The organism is Sinobacterium caligoides (assembly GCF_003752585.1).
Taxonomy (GTDB): Bacteria; Pseudomonadota; Gammaproteobacteria; order Pseudomonadales; family Sinobacteriaceae; genus Sinobacterium; species Sinobacterium caligoides.
The window spans coordinates 1-14,539 of sequence record NZ_RKHR01000007.1 but is presented as its reverse complement, the minus strand read 5'-3'; the positions used below and the strand labels follow the sequence as shown (position 1 = coordinate 14,539).

The window sequence follows — 14,539 nt, the reverse complement described above, 5'->3', positions numbered from 1 at the left end:
GGCGAGGCTTGGTTATTGTATTGACTACCAGGCTAATGAGTAGGGAGTTGGCAAGTAGTCAGCTTAGCGAAACGTGCTGGCTGGTGTGTGCTGCAATACGCTTAATCTGCCAGTGTTGTGTCGCCCAGAATAGCAGCTGAGGCAGTTTACTTATCTCTTTTGGGGGTAGAGGTTGATTGAGAAACTTAAGCGCAAACAATATGTTGTCTTTGTTTTTGGCAGGGTCGAGCGACGGTGCAAAGGTCTGTTTACTCAGCTTCTGTCCCGCGTCATTGGTCAGTACCGGTAAGTGCGCATATTGCGGGGAGGAGTAGTCGAGTTGGCGGGCTAAGAAGAGTTGCCTCTCGGTACTGCTCAAAAGGTCGGCGCCCCTGACGACGTGAGAGACACCTTGAAAGTGATCATCGACGACGACGGCCAGCTGATATGAGTGCAGCTGATCTTTGCGTTTGATGATGAAGTCGCCGACCTCGTCGGCAAGTGACTGGCGCTGCGGGCCCTGGATGCCGTCGTGATACTGAATCGTCGAGGCGTCGACGCGCAAGCGCGTAGCGTATTGGCCAGGTTTGGGGAGGTCGAGATGACGGCAGTAGCCAGGGTAGATGCTGCCGGTAGCTTTGAGTTGAGCTCGGCTGCATTGGCAGTAAAAGGATAGCTGACGTTGTTGTAATCGTTCGAGTGCTTGCTCGTATGCGTCTAGGCGACTGCTTTGCTTCAGTATGGGCCGATCACTATACAATCCATGCTGCGCTAAGCAGGCAACGATCTCCTCGCTGGCACCGGCCACCTCCCTCGGAGGGTCGAGGTCTTCAATACGGATTAACCACTGGCCGTGATTGGCTTTGGCGTCGAGGTAGCTGGCTAAAGCACTGATCAGTGAGCCCATGTGCAAGGGGCCGGTGGGGGAGGGGGCGAAGCGGCCGACGTAGGGGCGCGGAGGGGGTTGGCTTAGAGGCATGGGAGCTTCGTTGCAGATAGCATTACGCCGTCATTCACGAGGTGAGTGACGGCGCAGAGTAATAGAAAGAGTGGTTTACAGACGCTGGGTCTTCTCTTTTATTTCGTCAATGGTTTTACAGTCGATACATTGAGTCGCTGTTGGGCGAGCTTCAAGGCGTCGGATGCCGATTTCGATGCCACAGGTGTCGCAGTAGCCGTAGTCATCGTTTTCGATCAGCTCGAGTGTCTTGTCGATCTTTTTAATGAGCTTGCGCTCGCGATCGCGTGTGCGTAGTTCTAAGCTAAATTCTTCTTCCTGAGTTGCACGATCGGCAGGGTCCGGGAAGTTAGCGGCCTCGTCTTTCATGTGGCTTACGGTGCGGTCGACTTCACCCATCAGCTCATTTTTCCAGGCGCGAAGAATAGCGCGGAAGTGATCCTTTTGTGGATCAGACATGTACTCTTCATTGGCTTCTGCTTGGTAAGGCTCGAAGCTATTGAAAGAATTGGTTTCTTTATTCGTTGGCATTAAATACGCCCCGCCAGTCAATTTATCCCTGATACTCTCCAAACCTTGTCGGCGACAAATATTTGCACCTAAAAAGCTTGGCTAAATCATTTCGGGTGTAAACCTATCAAATAGTAACGCGTTACGCTATAGCTGGATGCCTGCTGTAGATCATTCCTATGCAAGAAAGTGCAATTATCTGCTGTGCACAACCATTATAGTCGCTCTACGCAATGGAATTGGTCGTATTTTGAACAATTTAAGACTCTAGGGGTGAGCTGATGCGCTATTACTAGAGATTAATGGTGCGCTTCTATTAAACATCAGCAAAATAGCGAGGTTTACCAATGGAAGGGATGGAGCATGGCTTTTGCACGCAGGATGAATGAAATAGAGCCTTTTCGTGTCGTCGAAGTATTGACGCGAGCGCGTCAGCTAGAGGCACAGGGGCGTGATATTTTACATTTGGAGGCGGGGGAGCCCGACTTTAAAACGGCGGAGCCGATCTGCGAGGCGGGGATCAGGGCGATTCAGCAGGGCCACACTCATTATACGCCGGCGGCTGGAATGATGTCGTTGCGAGAGGCGATTAGTGAGTATTATCGCACCGATTACGGGCTCGACATTTCCCCGTCTCGTATCATGGTGACGGCAGGCGCGAGTGGTGCTCTGCTATTGATTGCCGCGCTGCTGATGGAGCCTGGAAGAGGCATGTTGATGGCCGACCCGGGTTACCCCTGTAATAGACACTTTTTACGTTTAGTCGAGGGTGAGGCGCAGCTGGTGCCAGTGGGCGCGGAGCATCGCTATCAACTCAATGCCTCACACCTAGCGGACTATTGGTGTGATAACACCATCGGGGCAATGGTTGCCAGCCCTGCGAACCCTACCGGTGAGGTGTTGCGTACCGACGAGCTCGAGGCATTGCAGAGCGGTGTGGCTGCCCGTGGCGGCTATCTAGTGGTTGATGAGATTTATCATGGCCTTGATTACGAGGAGAAGGCGGCGAGCATATTAGCGACGACTGACGATGCTTTTGTGATTAATAGTTTTTCAAAATACTTTGGTATGACAGGATGGCGTCTTGGCTGGTTGGTGGCGCCGGAAAATGCGGTGCAGGAGATGGAGAAGCTGGCGCAGAACTTGTTTATCTCCCTGTCTACGCCAGCACAGTATGCGGCGTTGAGCTGTTTTAAAACGCAGACGCGCGAGATCCTTGATCGCCGCAAGAAAGTTTTCCAGCAGCGACGTGACTTTCTTTACCCCGAGCTATGCAATTTGGGCTTTGAGATCGCTAGTAAGCCTGCCGGCGGCTTGTACCTCTATGCAGATATCAGTCGATTTAGTGATGATAGTCAGCAATTTTGCACGACGATGTTGGAGCAGCATGGTATTGCGATGACGCCAGGGGAAGACTTTGGTCGTCATCGTGCGGCGCAGCATGTGCGTTTTTCTTATACGACCGAAATAAACTCTTTGGAGAAGGCGGTACAGCGCTTGAATAAAGTATTAACATAGCATCTACATTTGTCTTTTTCTCAGCTCGTTTGGGTGATTTTGGCAAATTGTTAGGAGCAAAATAATAAATACATTTAACCATGGAAGACTACCGATGCATAAGTCAAAAAAGCTTGTATTTCTAGCAGTAGCAACAGCGTCTGCCAGCCTTTTTTCTGAATTAACTGTCGCTCACGGAACACCAGTATTCCCTGCGTCACGAGCACAAATTTGTGACCGTGATGGGGGCTATTGGAGTCCCTCTGATGGTTCGGCCATTCCTAATGCCGCTTGTTTGCAAGCATTTAAACATACTGGCGGTTATCAGTTTTATCAAAAATATGAATACGCCAAATTAGTGCCAGATTACAGCAATATGGCCGCTGTCAAAGCTGCTATTCCTGGTGAAACCTTGTGTTCAGCAAACGACCCAGGTAAGGCAGGTATGTCACTGCCGCATCCAGATTGGCAAAAAAGTATCATAGATATTGCGGCAACCGGCGGTTTGATTGAAATTAAATATGAAGTGCATACCGCACACAATCCGAGCTATTGGCAATTTTACTTAACCAAACCCGGCTTTGACTCAGCGACACAGGCTGTTAGCTGGGAAGATTTAGATTTAATCATGGAGAAAGACAATGTAGATATCACGGTTATTGATGGTAAAGACTATTATGTTATGGATTTACAGTTACCAATTGACCGCTTAGGCAGCGCCGTTCTTTATAGCCGCTGGCAACGGGTGGATCCCGCCGGTGAAGGTTTTTATAATTGCTCTGATCTTTCATTTGGTGAGCCGTTACTGGCTGGCCCTTATAAGGTGGATACATTAATAAACTCTAACCACGATGCTAAAACAGGTGATACTGTTTTAGCGCGGATATTTAATGATCAGGGCAATGAATACGTTAAAATATCCCATGAGATCACTGAGGCAAATGAAGCCGAATCGATATGGGCAAAACAGCTGGCGGAGAAAATTACCGCGACGAGCCCGTTATTAGCGGTTGGTGTAAAACAAGCTAATGATCAAGTGGTTTATGACGAAACCAATGTGTATGCGAATGCCGTTTATTCTGAGAATAAAAACGAACGTTATCACTTAACAATAAATATGAAAACACAGGACTGTATAGACCCAAATGCGATAAATTATCCAGATTATGTCCCGGGTTCAACCTACACCACAGAAACCATTAGCTACAATAACTTGGTCTATAAAGCCAATTGGTGGACTAAAGCACTACCGGGTGTCGACGGCTCATGGACATTGTTAAGCGATATAAACCTGCCCTGGGACTCTGCCACTATTTATCAAAAAGATGATGAGGCTGATTTTGGGATGTCCCGTTATAAGGCAAAATTTTGGACCAAGGGTGACAACCCTGAAGAAAACGATGTCTGGGATTATGTTGGCGTTGCCTTAGGGTGCAATAATATGTAACGACTTACCGTAGAGTGGCTCAAACTTAAATGTTACAAGCATCCAAGCTTACGGCATCTAAGTCTTGGGCTCATAAAAGTAACGTTCTTAATGGTATAGCCCTCCACCTTCTGATTGCTATGCTATTAAGAGTCTACGGGGTTAAAGGTGCTCTCTGGTTTGGTTCGAATGCCATCGTTAGTCTCTTTGAAATTGCGTGTTGTCGTCGCGGCTAATGAAACATGAGAATAAGATTTAAAACTTGCCTGCTCTGTTACACCAAATTTTATCAATATTCGTTTATTAGGAGCAAAGACGTAGCACCACGACGAGGTAAAACTCTGTTCGGCGCAGTGGTCAATGATAGTAGGGTTGTTAGAAGTTTCGAGCAGTCATACAGTGGCCCGTGCATTGTTTGCCCATAGCTATATTCCCCCATTACTATAGTCATGGCAAAGACATGAGCACCGCGATGACTATAGAATCACCCCGCTGACGCTAGTCATGCCTCCGATCAACTCGCTAAGCGATGACGTGGTGTCAATTAAGCAAGTAGAAAAACTTATACCAGCGCTAAATTAGAGCTTGTTTTAGATGAAAGGTAAAATATGCAGTTAGAGCCGATGATCGAGGGGCGGTTGATCCGTCGTTATAAGCGCTTTCTGGCCGATGTCGTATTACTCGATGGCCGAGAGGTTACGGCTCACTGCCCTAATACGGGCAAGATGACAGGGTGTGCAGAACCCGGTGAGCGTGTGTGGCTGAGCGTCAGTGATAATCCGAAGCGAAAATACCCCCACGGCTGGGTGTTAGCGGAATTGGCTGGGGAACACTTAGCCTGTGTACACTCCGCTTTTGCTAATACCCTTGTGGAAGAGGCGGTCGCGGCGGGGCGTATCGAAGCACTATCGGGTTATGAAACCCTGCGGCGCGAGGTGCGTTACGGTGAGGAGAAGAGCCGTATTGACTTATTGTTGAGCGATCCCGCTCGAGCAGACTGTTATGTTGAGGTGAAGAGTGTCACCTTGCTGATGGAGGCGGGGGTGGGGATGTTCCCCGATGCGGTCAGTGATCGTGGTAGGCGCCATCTGCGTGAATTGCAGCGAGCCGTTGAAGAGGGGCATAGGGCGGTATTGCTGTTCTGTGTTCAGCATAGCGGTATTCACTCTGTGTGCGGGGCGGAGCATGTTGATCCGGCATATTGTCAGGCGCTAGCTGAAGCTATTGCAGGCGGGGTAGAGGTGTTGGCCTATGGCTGTGAGATCACCCTCGACCACATAAATCTCCTTTACCCACTCCCCTTTATGGTGCCGACTTAGGTAGGCCAATCAAGTTAGCTGCTGGTGAGTACTGCGGAGTTGATCATGATCTGCTGGTCAACGATTTCAAAGTCGACTGCAGATAGCCTCTGCCCTTGGCAGGGACCGTAGATGCACAGGCCGTCCTCGGGCTGAAACAGTGCGCCATGGCTGGAACACATGATATAAAAGTTGTCGCCATCGAGAAACTTATCCTCTTCGTGCTCCAGTGGGACGCCGAGGTGGGGGCAGCTGTTGAGGTAGAGTCGGGTGATGTTGTCGCGCTTTACCACGAAGAAATTAATGCCGTTGAGCTCAAAGCCCTTGGCGCTTTCGTGCTCGATTTCGTCAATGTGGCAGAGGGCGTGGTTGTAATGAGGCATATTAGGGTACCGGTAAATAGGCTCGACGTTAGGTCTAATCGCAGTGCAATATACAGAATTATTTGGCCTTGATCGAGTATCGTTGCTCGGCGATGTCGGCGAACTTGTTAGAATTTGTTGCGTTGAATTTCCTCGCTCGATGCCTAATAATGAGAAGATAATAACGAGGTGGGCGCCCCTAGGACGCCGGAAAATATAAGAGAGGCAGTAACTTCGTGACCGATAGCCCCAAGCTGCAATTCATCCCGCCCGCGTTTGTCACTGCATTGCTAATGCCGTTGCACAGTAGAGGCGTGTCTGTCGAGACAGTATTGGAGGCTAGTCAGCTAACCCACCTTGACCTTGAACATTTGAGTATTAGCGAATATAACAAGTTGTTTGTCGCTATTGTTGACTGCTTAGGTGACGAGTCCGGTGGCTTGCTGGGGAGTAGTCGTTCGCCGCTGGGAACGACGCGGATGATCGCCTACGCGATGCTGAACTGTCACTCGTTACACGAGGCGCTGCAGCGAGCGATTGACTTTAATCTTGAGTGTCGAGAGCCAGAGTCGCGGGCAATAGAGCACCGCTTAGTTGTTAATGAGCAGGAAAACTCGGCGACTATCCACTATCGCCTGCCCGAACAAGAAGGGGAGACGCTCTATCAGCCTGCAGTGCTGAGCGCCCTAGCTATTTGGATGCGTTTTTGTGGCTGGTTGGTTGGCCGTCAGGTGGAGGTCATATCGGCCAGCTGTATCGGTGATCGCCCGGTGAATATGGCGGCGATTCAGCACTTTCTAAAATGTCCGGTAGACTTTGCAGCTGAGACTAATTCGTTGACCTTCAGCGCCAGCTATCTACGCTTACCGATTATTCGCAGCGACAAAGAATTTGAGGCCTTTCTTAAGGAGGCGCCTTATCGAGTCATCATTCAGCAGGTGCTGGGAGAGGAGAGTATTGTCTCGCGCATTCGGCACATACTGAGCAAGGATTTGACGAATGAGTTGCCGGGTTTCGAGGGGATGGCTGCTCGTCTTCACTTATCGGCGCGAACACTGCGTCGACGGTTGGAGGAAGAGGGGACTTCCTATCAGCGCATTAAGGACCACACCCGCCGAGACAGCGCGATTGAATTGTTGCTCTATAGTGCAGAGCCTGTGAGTGAAATTGCTATTTTGGTAGGCTTTAGTGATGCTAGCGCTTTCCACCGCTCCTTTAAAAAATGGACGGGGGTGGCGCCAGGTGAGTACCGAATTAATCATCTGCAGTAGCGATAGATCAAGGCTTGATGTTTGTTAATTTTAATAGCTGCTAGTTATATGTAACGATGGTTGATAAGTCCTTCTGCTATTGGTGCCACAGCGTGGGAGGCAGTAATATCGAAGGAGCGCCGATACTTAATCGGTATCCCTTCGGTCTCGGTGAGCAAAGGAAATTGAAGTATCGCTTTTCATTTCGGTGTACGAGCACAAAGTAGGAGGTTGAAGATGCAAGAGCAACGCTTACGACAGCAGATTGAGCAGGTATTGGCGGAGATAGATAATCTACCGCTGTTGGCATGCGAGCAGCGCGAGCAGCTGGAGCTGCTCTTGGTAGCCCTTGAGCAGGAGCTTACTACGGGGGTGCCAGGTGGGAGTTATTCCATGTTAGAGCAGCTCGAGATGATTGGTGTAGAGTTGGAATCAGAGCACCCAACGCTGGCGTTGGTGGTGCGTAATATGACGCGGACGATGAACGCTATTGGGGTGTAGCAGAGGCGTTGGCCCGCTGTGTTGATGACGGGGCCGGGCGTGAGTAGCTGTTTTTTCTGTCGCGATAACGTCTCTGTTGTCGCGACCCCTCTTCAGGCTTCTTGCCTACCCCTTTGAACGTGGCCTGTATGTGATTTTCGGCGTAATTATTTACTTTCCTGAAACGTAATATTTATCGGCTTTGCTGTTACAATAACGGGCAAATTTTAACCTAGAGCGCGGCGTGTCAACGGCGCTTGTAATCGTTTCTGGAGTCTGCTTTGAACTTTGATATGCCCTTTCGTTTTCGGCGCCTAAGGCGCAATGCCAGCCTGCGCGCTATGGTTCGTGAGCACCAGCTGACGATCGACGATCTGATTCTACCGATTTTTGTTGAGGAAAATATTACCGAGGCAGTGGCTATTTCGAGCATGCCTGGTGTCATGCGCTATCCAGAGTCACAGCTCGGTGCCGTGGTTCAGCGTGCGGCTGCGGCGGGTATTAAGGCGGTGATCTTATTCGGTGTATCACACTGCAAAGACCAAGATGGTAGCGATACCTGGTCGGATGAGGGGTTGATGGTACGCTGTATTCGAGAGGCGAAGCGTGTCGAGCCATCGATGATGGTGATCAGCGATAACTGCTTTTGTGAGTACACCGAGCACGGCCACTGTGGCGTTATCGATGCGGCGGGGCAGGTCGATAACGACCTGACATTAGAGAACCTACAGCGTCAAAGCCTGGCGGCAGCTCGTGCCGGTGTCGACATGTTGGCGCCTTCGGGCATGATGGACGGAATGATTGCCGCGATGCGTGAAGCGCTGGATGAAGAGGGTTTTCAGCAGCTTCCGATCATGTCGTATTCGACCAAATTTGCCTCGGCTTTTTACGGCCCCTTCCGCGATGCGGTGGACAGTAACTTCAAGGGGGATCGTAACGCCTATCAGATGGATGCTGCGAATGGTCGTGAGGCGGTGGCCGAGTCTATTCAAGATGAGGCTGAGGGAGCGGATATTCTCATGGTGAAGCCGGGCATGGCTTACTTGGATGTGCTCTACCGTATTCGCGAGGCGACCACACAGCCCCTAGCGGTCTATCACGTCAGCGGTGAGTATGCGATGGTCAAGGCCGCCGCCGCCGCGGGGGTGGTTGATGAGCAGGCAGTAGTGATGGAGTCGATGTTAGCTTTCAAGCGGGCGGGTGCCGATCTTATTATTACTTACTATGCGCATGATATTGTTGAGTGGCTGAAGGGCTAGCTGGCACAAAGCTCTGTCTTTAGGTGCGCGCAGGGATTTCTTTCGGCAACAAAAAAGCCAGTCATGTGACTGGCTTTTTTATTGTTTGCGCCAACGAGTGTGTCAGCGCAACGGTTGAGAAGATTAAACGATCTTCTTCATCGCTGTCATCGAGGCGCGCAACTCTTCACCGATGAACTCGATCGGGTGATTGCGGATAGCATCGTTGACGTCGATCAGTTGCTTGTTGTCGACACCAAGGTCCTTCAGCTCAAGACCTTTACCGATGACGTCGGTGTCGATCTTCTTCATGAAGTCAGTCAGTAGTGGACGAGCGGCCTGATCGAACAGGTAGCAACCGTATTCCGCAGTATCGGAGATAACGACGTTCATCTCGTAGAGCTTCTTGCGCGCGATGGTGTTGGCAATCAACGGTGTCTCGTGCAAGGACTCGTAGTAGGCTGACTCCTCGATGATACCGGCGGCGCACATGGTTTCGAAGGCTAGCTCAACGCCTGCCTTACACATGGCAACCATCAAAATAGCATTGTCGAAGTACTCTTGCTCAGGGATCTCTACGTCGCCAGCAGGTGTCTTCTCGAAGTTGGTCTCGAGAGTCTCAGCGCGCCACTTTAGCAAGTTGGCGTCATCGTTGGCCCAGTCTTCCATCATTACACGAGAGAACTCACCGGCAATGATGTCATCTTGGTGCTTCTCGAACAGCGGGCGAAGGATCTGCTTCAGCTCTGCGCTGAGTTCAAATGCCTTAATCTTTGCCGGGTTGCTGAGGCGATCCATCATGTTGGTGATGCCGCCGTGCTTGAGGGCTTCGGTGATCGTCTCCCAGCCATACTGGATGAGTTTGGAGGCGTAGCCGGCATCGATGCCTTTCTCGACCATCTTGTCGAAGCTGAGGATGGCACCGGTCTGCAGCATGCCGCAGAGGATGGTTTGTTCACCCATCAGGTCGGATTTTACTTCGGCAACGAATGAAGACTGTAGAACACCTGCGCGATCACCACCGGTGGCAGAGGCATAGGCCTTAGCGATGGCTAGGCCGTCGCCGTTGGGGTCGTTCTCGCGGTGCACGGCGATGAGTGTTGGTACGCCAAAGCCACGCTTATATTCTTCGCGAACTTCGGTGCCAGGACACTTCGGTGCAACCATAATGACGGTAAGGTCTTGGCGAATCTGCATGCCTTCTTCGACAATGTTGAAGCCGTGAGAGTAGGCCAGAGTTGCGCCCTGCTTCATTAGGGGCATAACGGCGTTGACCACAGGGGTGTGCTGCTTGTCGGGAGTAAGGTTTAGTACCAGGTCGGCGCTAGGGATAAGTTCCTCATAGGTGCCCACGGTGAAGCCATTGTCGCTCGCGTTAACGAAAGAGGCGCGCTTCTCTGTGATGGCGGCAGCGCGTAGGGCGTAGGAAATATCCAGACCGCTGTCTCGCATGTTAAGACCTTGGTTAAGGCCTTGTGCACCACAGCCAACGATGACAATTTTCTTGCCCTTGATGTAGTTGCAGCCGTCGGCAAATTCCGAGCTGTCCATGAGGCGACACTTGGCGAGTTCTTCGATCTGCAAGCGTAGTGGCAGGGTGTTAAAGTAATTCTGTCCCATGGGGATCTCCTACATGCACTGGTTGTGAGTGCTGTTTATATAACAGTGGATAATCGGTTAAAGCATTAAGCAATCAGCCATTTCAGCATACAAATGTTACTTAACGATGAATCTTTGGTTACTGTAAGAAAAAATCGTTGTTGCGTAAAATGATTTATTCGGGATACTGTGTTGCGTAAAGAGCAATTACCGGGATGTGATCATGGATATTAAAACACTTCAGTTATTTTTGTCACTCGCTAACACCTTGAATTTTGCTAAGACGGCTGAGCGCATGAATATGAGTCCCTCAGCGGTCAGTCGAACGGTTAAGCGAATGGAGGATGGTGTCGATTGTGTGTTGTTTTTTCGTGATAATCGTCGTGTTGAGTTGACACGTGCTGGCGAACGCTATCGTCTATTTGCACAGCAGGCGGTGGTTAATTGGCAGCAATTACAGATCGAGTTAGGTCAGCAATTAACTTCGCCGGCGGGTGCAGTAAGCCTCTTTTGCTCGGTAACGGCGAGCTATGTCGTTTTATCTCGACTTTTACCTATTCTTCGTCAGCAGCACCCTGGTATAGAGGTGCATGTGCATACCGGGGATCAGGCCGATGCCATCACCCGGGTTCTTGCTTCGGAGGAAGAGGTGGGCATTACGGTGTGCCCTGAGCAGCTACCGGATGATGTTGAGTTTTTGCCATTAATGAGGACGCCGCTGAAACTGATCGTGCCACAAAAAGATAAGGCTCTGACGCCTTCCTTAGTCGATATTGACGGTGATACAGATTGGTTGGCTATGCCCTGGGTGGTTTCGGAGACCGGGGCGGCACGGTCGCAGTTGGATCGGTGGTTTTCCGTCGCCGGTAGGTCGCCAAATATATATTCTCAGGTGTCGGGTCATGAGGCGATTGTCAGCTTGGTGAGCCTAGGTTTTGGTGTTGGCCTGGTGCCGGAGCTGGTTATTGACTCGAGCCCTATGCGCTCCTCTGTCAGAGTATTTTCTACGGGGCAGCAAATGGAGGACCTCACTATCGGTGTCGTCGTCAAGCGGCAGAGAATGAAGGACCCCTTGCTGCAGAGTTTTTGGTCTAGTTGCCAATTATTGGCCGATGAGTGGGCAGAAGCGGGATGAATTGCGTCGACGGAGGGCTCGGAGTAAGCTAGCGCATCATAAACGTTAAGATATACAGGGTGAATACCACAGTGTCAGAAACTGAAAACTCGAAGATACAGTCCGATGATGCTTCGTCTTCGCGCAGCGAAATCGATAGACTACCGATTGATGAGCATATAGAGGAAGTGCAGGAAAACGGTAAGAAGGTCCCTAAGAAGGGGATTTATTTACTGCCCAACCTTTTTACAATGGCGGCGCTGTTTAGTGGCTTTTATGCGATTATCGCCGCGATGAACAGTAACTATGAAGCGGCGGCAATCGCGATTTTTGTTGCCATGCTGCTCGACGGCCTGGATGGACGGGTTGCCCGTATGACGAATACGCAGAGCGCCTTTGGTGCCGAATTAGACAGTCTCTCGGATATGGTTTCCTTTGGTGTCGCGCCGGGTTTGGTGGTTTTTACTTGGGGGCTAGCGCCACTGGGGCGGTGGGGCTGGGCGGCGGCCTTCATCTATATCGCCTGTGCCGCGATTAGGTTGGCGCGCTTTAACACCCAGATCGACACGGCGGATAAGCGATATTTTACCGGTTTGGCCAGCCCCGCTGCAGCGGCACTTATTGCCGGCTTAGTGTGGGTCTGCCATAACTACGGCATAGAGAAGGAGGCAGTGCCGCTAGCGCTGTCGATTATAACAGCGATGGCGACGGTGCTGGCAGGCCTATTAATGGTCACCAATGTTCCCTACCACAGTTTTAAAGGTATTGATTTCCACGGTCGAGTACCTTTTATTGTCTTTTTGGCTATCCCCTTAATCTTTGCGATTATTGTGGTTGATCCGGCGGTGGTGCTGATGGTGATCTTTAGTGTATATGCGCTCTCTGGACCGTTTCAGTGGCTCTTCGGTCGGCGTTTGAAATAACTTTCCACAAATAAAAACAGCGCCTTTTGGCGCTGTTTTTATTTGTGGAAAATATAGCAGGGAATTATTCAAGCCTGGGCTGTCTAAGTCAGTAACAGGGAATAATGGGATAAATAATATGTTGATCAAACAGCGTGCCTTGATGACAGAGGCTGATACGACTAATGAGGCTGACTATTTGAGTCGTCGTCAGTTTGTGACGGGGGCGGCAGCTGGAGCTGCGCTGTTGGCGCTGCCAGAGGGGCGTGCGGAGACGCCGAGGCTAACGGGTTATCGCAGGGCGAGTAGCTCCATGGCTAAGCAGGGCTTTTTCACCGAAGAGGCGTTAACCCCTTTTACAGATGTAACTAGTTATAATAATTTTTATGAATTTGGCACGGCTAAGACGGATCCGGCAAAATATAGTCGGAATTTTGTGACTGAGCCGTGGTCGGTGGTGGTTGATGGGCACTGTGATAAGCCCGGGCGCTACCACCTTGAAGATATCGTGCGGGATCAGCAGTTGGAGGAGAGAATCTATCGTCTGCGTTGTGTCGAGGCGTGGTCAATGGTTATCCCGTGGGTTGGTCTTCCGTTGGCCACGTTGTTGCAACGTATGGCACCAACCTCAAAGGCGAAGTATGTCGCTTTTACCAGTGTTTATGCGCCAGAACAGATGCCTGGCCAGCGCTCGGCAAGCAGCTTTGTTGAATGGCCTTATGTCGAGGGTTTGCGCTTGGATGAAGCGATGCATCCGCTGACGATTATGGCTGTGGGGTTGTACGGCAGAAGGGCTTTACCGCAAAACGGTGCGCCACTGCGTCTTGTGGTGCCGTGGAAGTATGGCTTTAAGAGTGCGAAGTCTATCGTCAAAATTAGTTTTACCGAGCATCAGCCGGCGACCACATGGAATCAACTGTCGGCAAAGGAGTACGGTTTTTTTGCCAATGTGAACCCCACTGTTAGTCATCCCCGTTGGTCGCAGTCGACAGAGCGTCGCCTGCCATCGACACTGTTTAGCCCTAATAGGATAAAGACAGAGATGTTTAATGGTTATGGTGAACAGGTTGCGGGGCTATATAAGGGGATGGATCTGGATGCATATTATTAGGTCGTTGAGGGAGAGCTATGCCTTATTATAAGTTGATTCTACCTGCGCTGATGCTGTTGCCCTTTGTCAAATTGCTGGAGGGTGTTTTGGCGAATGATCTTGGTCCCGACCCGGTAGCGATGGTGGCTGACTATACGGGGTTGTGGGCGCTCATCACGCTATTGATTACGTTATCATTATCGCCATTGTCTCGGCTGATAAGGAGGCGTTGGTTGTTGCGCGCGAGACGGCAGGCAGGATTGGTCGTATTTTTCTATGCATCCTTGCATCTGCTGACATTTTTGGCGCTACAGGCGGGGTGGCAATGGCAAGAAATAGTTAAAGCACTATCACATCAGCCATATATTATTTTGGGTATGCTGGGGTATGTCGTGTTACTGCCCTTGGCTATTACATCGACTAATCGATGGGTGCGGCGACTGGGTAGCAGGTGGAAACAGTTACATCGTTTGGTTTATGTGGCTTTGTTCGTTGTCTGTGTGCATGGCTGGTGGCAGCTGAGGGCTGATGGTGGAGAGCTGTTGCCATATATAATCTGGGCGGCGGTTATTGCTTTGGATCGCCTCGCTTATGCTTACATTTGGCTCCCCCGAAGGTCTTATTTGAGTCGTTAGCTGTAATGTTTTCTGAGCGCCATCAATCTTGTTCGTGTTGATTTTCTAGTCGACACGACGCCCACTTTTGTTTTTATTGACGTCTGCTTTATCGATCTTCGATGAATTATTGGTTTATCTGCAAATAACCGTTGACACCAGGTTGCGATTCAGTAGAATACGCAGCCCGACATTGAGCGGCTTCGCAAGAAGATATGCTCT

General features: G+C 50.5%; 14 protein-coding genes. 10 read left to right on the top strand and 4 right to left on the bottom strand.

Features of this window, described 5'->3' with window-relative positions; genetic code table 11:
* Positions 1-58: 58 nt before the first annotated feature.
* Positions 59-958: a tRNA glutamyl-Q(34) synthetase GluQRS gene (gene gluQRS / locus EDC56_RS16525; protein WP_123713700.1), complete on the bottom strand. Its 900-nt coding sequence runs from the start codon at positions 956-958 to the stop codon at positions 59-61.
* Positions 959-1,033: 75 nt separating this feature from the next.
* The gene (dksA, locus tag EDC56_RS16520; protein WP_123713699.1) at positions 1,034-1,468 is read right to left on the bottom strand and encodes an RNA polymerase-binding protein DksA; all 435 of its coding nucleotides are present in this window, start codon (positions 1,466-1,468) and stop codon (positions 1,034-1,036) included.
* A gap of 342 nt (positions 1,469-1,810) precedes the next feature.
* Here dksA and EDC56_RS16515 point away from each other — a divergent pair, with 342 nt between their 5' ends.
* The 3 genes from EDC56_RS16515 (at position 1,811) to sfsA (ending at position 5,689) form a co-directional block, all read left to right on the top strand.
* Positions 1,811-2,965 carry a pyridoxal phosphate-dependent aminotransferase gene (locus EDC56_RS16515; RefSeq protein ID WP_123713698.1) on the top strand — a complete coding sequence of 385 codons (1,155 nt, stop codon included), beginning with the start codon at positions 1,811-1,813 and terminating at the stop codon, positions 2,963-2,965.
* Positions 2,966-3,059: 94 nt separating this feature from the next.
* The gene (locus EDC56_RS16510; protein WP_123713697.1) at positions 3,060-4,391 is read left to right on the top strand and encodes a lytic polysaccharide monooxygenase; all 1,332 of its coding nucleotides are present in this window, start codon (positions 3,060-3,062) and stop codon (positions 4,389-4,391) included.
* Between the two features lie 587 nt (positions 4,392-4,978).
* Positions 4,979-5,689: a DNA/RNA nuclease SfsA gene (sfsA, locus tag EDC56_RS16505; protein ID WP_123713696.1), complete on the top strand. Its 711-nt coding sequence runs from the start codon at positions 4,979-4,981 to the stop codon at positions 5,687-5,689.
* A 14-nt stretch (positions 5,690-5,703) separates the two neighbouring features.
* On the opposite strand, the gene EDC56_RS16500 is transcribed toward sfsA, so the two are convergent.
* Positions 5,704-6,051: a Rieske (2Fe-2S) protein gene (locus EDC56_RS16500; RefSeq protein ID WP_123713695.1), complete on the bottom strand. Its 348-nt coding sequence runs from the start codon at positions 6,049-6,051 to the stop codon at positions 5,704-5,706.
* A gap of 215 nt (positions 6,052-6,266) precedes the next feature.
* Here EDC56_RS16500 and EDC56_RS16495 point away from each other — a divergent pair, with 215 nt between their 5' ends.
* From EDC56_RS16495 to hemB, 3 genes are all read left to right on the top strand, one after another.
* Positions 6,267-7,301 (top strand): AraC family transcriptional regulator, encoded by a 1,035-nt coding sequence (locus tag EDC56_RS16495; protein WP_123713694.1) that lies wholly within the window; start codon positions 6,267-6,269, stop codon positions 7,299-7,301.
* Between the two features lie 216 nt (positions 7,302-7,517).
* A complete protein-coding gene (locus EDC56_RS16490; RefSeq protein WP_123713693.1) occupies positions 7,518-7,781 on the top strand; it encodes a DUF4404 family protein in 264 nt (87 codons plus the stop codon).
* A gap of 260 nt (positions 7,782-8,041) precedes the next feature.
* The gene (gene hemB, locus EDC56_RS16485) at positions 8,042-9,019 is read left to right on the top strand and encodes a porphobilinogen synthase (RefSeq protein ID WP_342770051.1); all 978 of its coding nucleotides are present in this window, start codon (positions 8,042-8,044) and stop codon (positions 9,017-9,019) included.
* A 123-nt stretch (positions 9,020-9,142) separates the two neighbouring features.
* Here the strand turns inward: hemB and ilvC are convergent, their stop codons facing one another.
* The gene (gene ilvC / locus EDC56_RS16480) at positions 9,143-10,618 is read right to left on the bottom strand and encodes a ketol-acid reductoisomerase (protein WP_123713692.1); all 1,476 of its coding nucleotides are present in this window, start codon (positions 10,616-10,618) and stop codon (positions 9,143-9,145) included.
* 202 nt (positions 10,619-10,820) lie between these two features.
* Between ilvC and ilvY the strand changes: the two genes are divergently transcribed.
* From ilvY to EDC56_RS16460, 4 genes are all read left to right on the top strand, one after another.
* Positions 10,821-11,732: an HTH-type transcriptional activator IlvY gene (gene ilvY, locus EDC56_RS16475; protein WP_123713691.1), complete on the top strand. Its 912-nt coding sequence runs from the start codon at positions 10,821-10,823 to the stop codon at positions 11,730-11,732.
* A gap of 71 nt (positions 11,733-11,803) precedes the next feature.
* Positions 11,804-12,634: a CDP-diacylglycerol--serine O-phosphatidyltransferase gene (pssA, locus tag EDC56_RS16470; protein ID WP_245980730.1), complete on the top strand. Its 831-nt coding sequence runs from the start codon at positions 11,804-11,806 to the stop codon at positions 12,632-12,634.
* Positions 12,635-12,752: 118 nt separating this feature from the next.
* Positions 12,753-13,724 (top strand): protein-methionine-sulfoxide reductase catalytic subunit MsrP, encoded by a 972-nt coding sequence (gene msrP / locus EDC56_RS16465; protein WP_123713690.1) that lies wholly within the window; start codon positions 12,753-12,755, stop codon positions 13,722-13,724.
* A 17-nt stretch (positions 13,725-13,741) separates the two neighbouring features.
* Positions 13,742-14,338: a protein-methionine-sulfoxide reductase heme-binding subunit MsrQ gene (locus EDC56_RS16460; RefSeq protein ID WP_123713689.1), complete on the top strand. Its 597-nt coding sequence runs from the start codon at positions 13,742-13,744 to the stop codon at positions 14,336-14,338.
* The last annotated feature ends 201 nt before the right edge of the window (positions 14,339-14,539 follow it).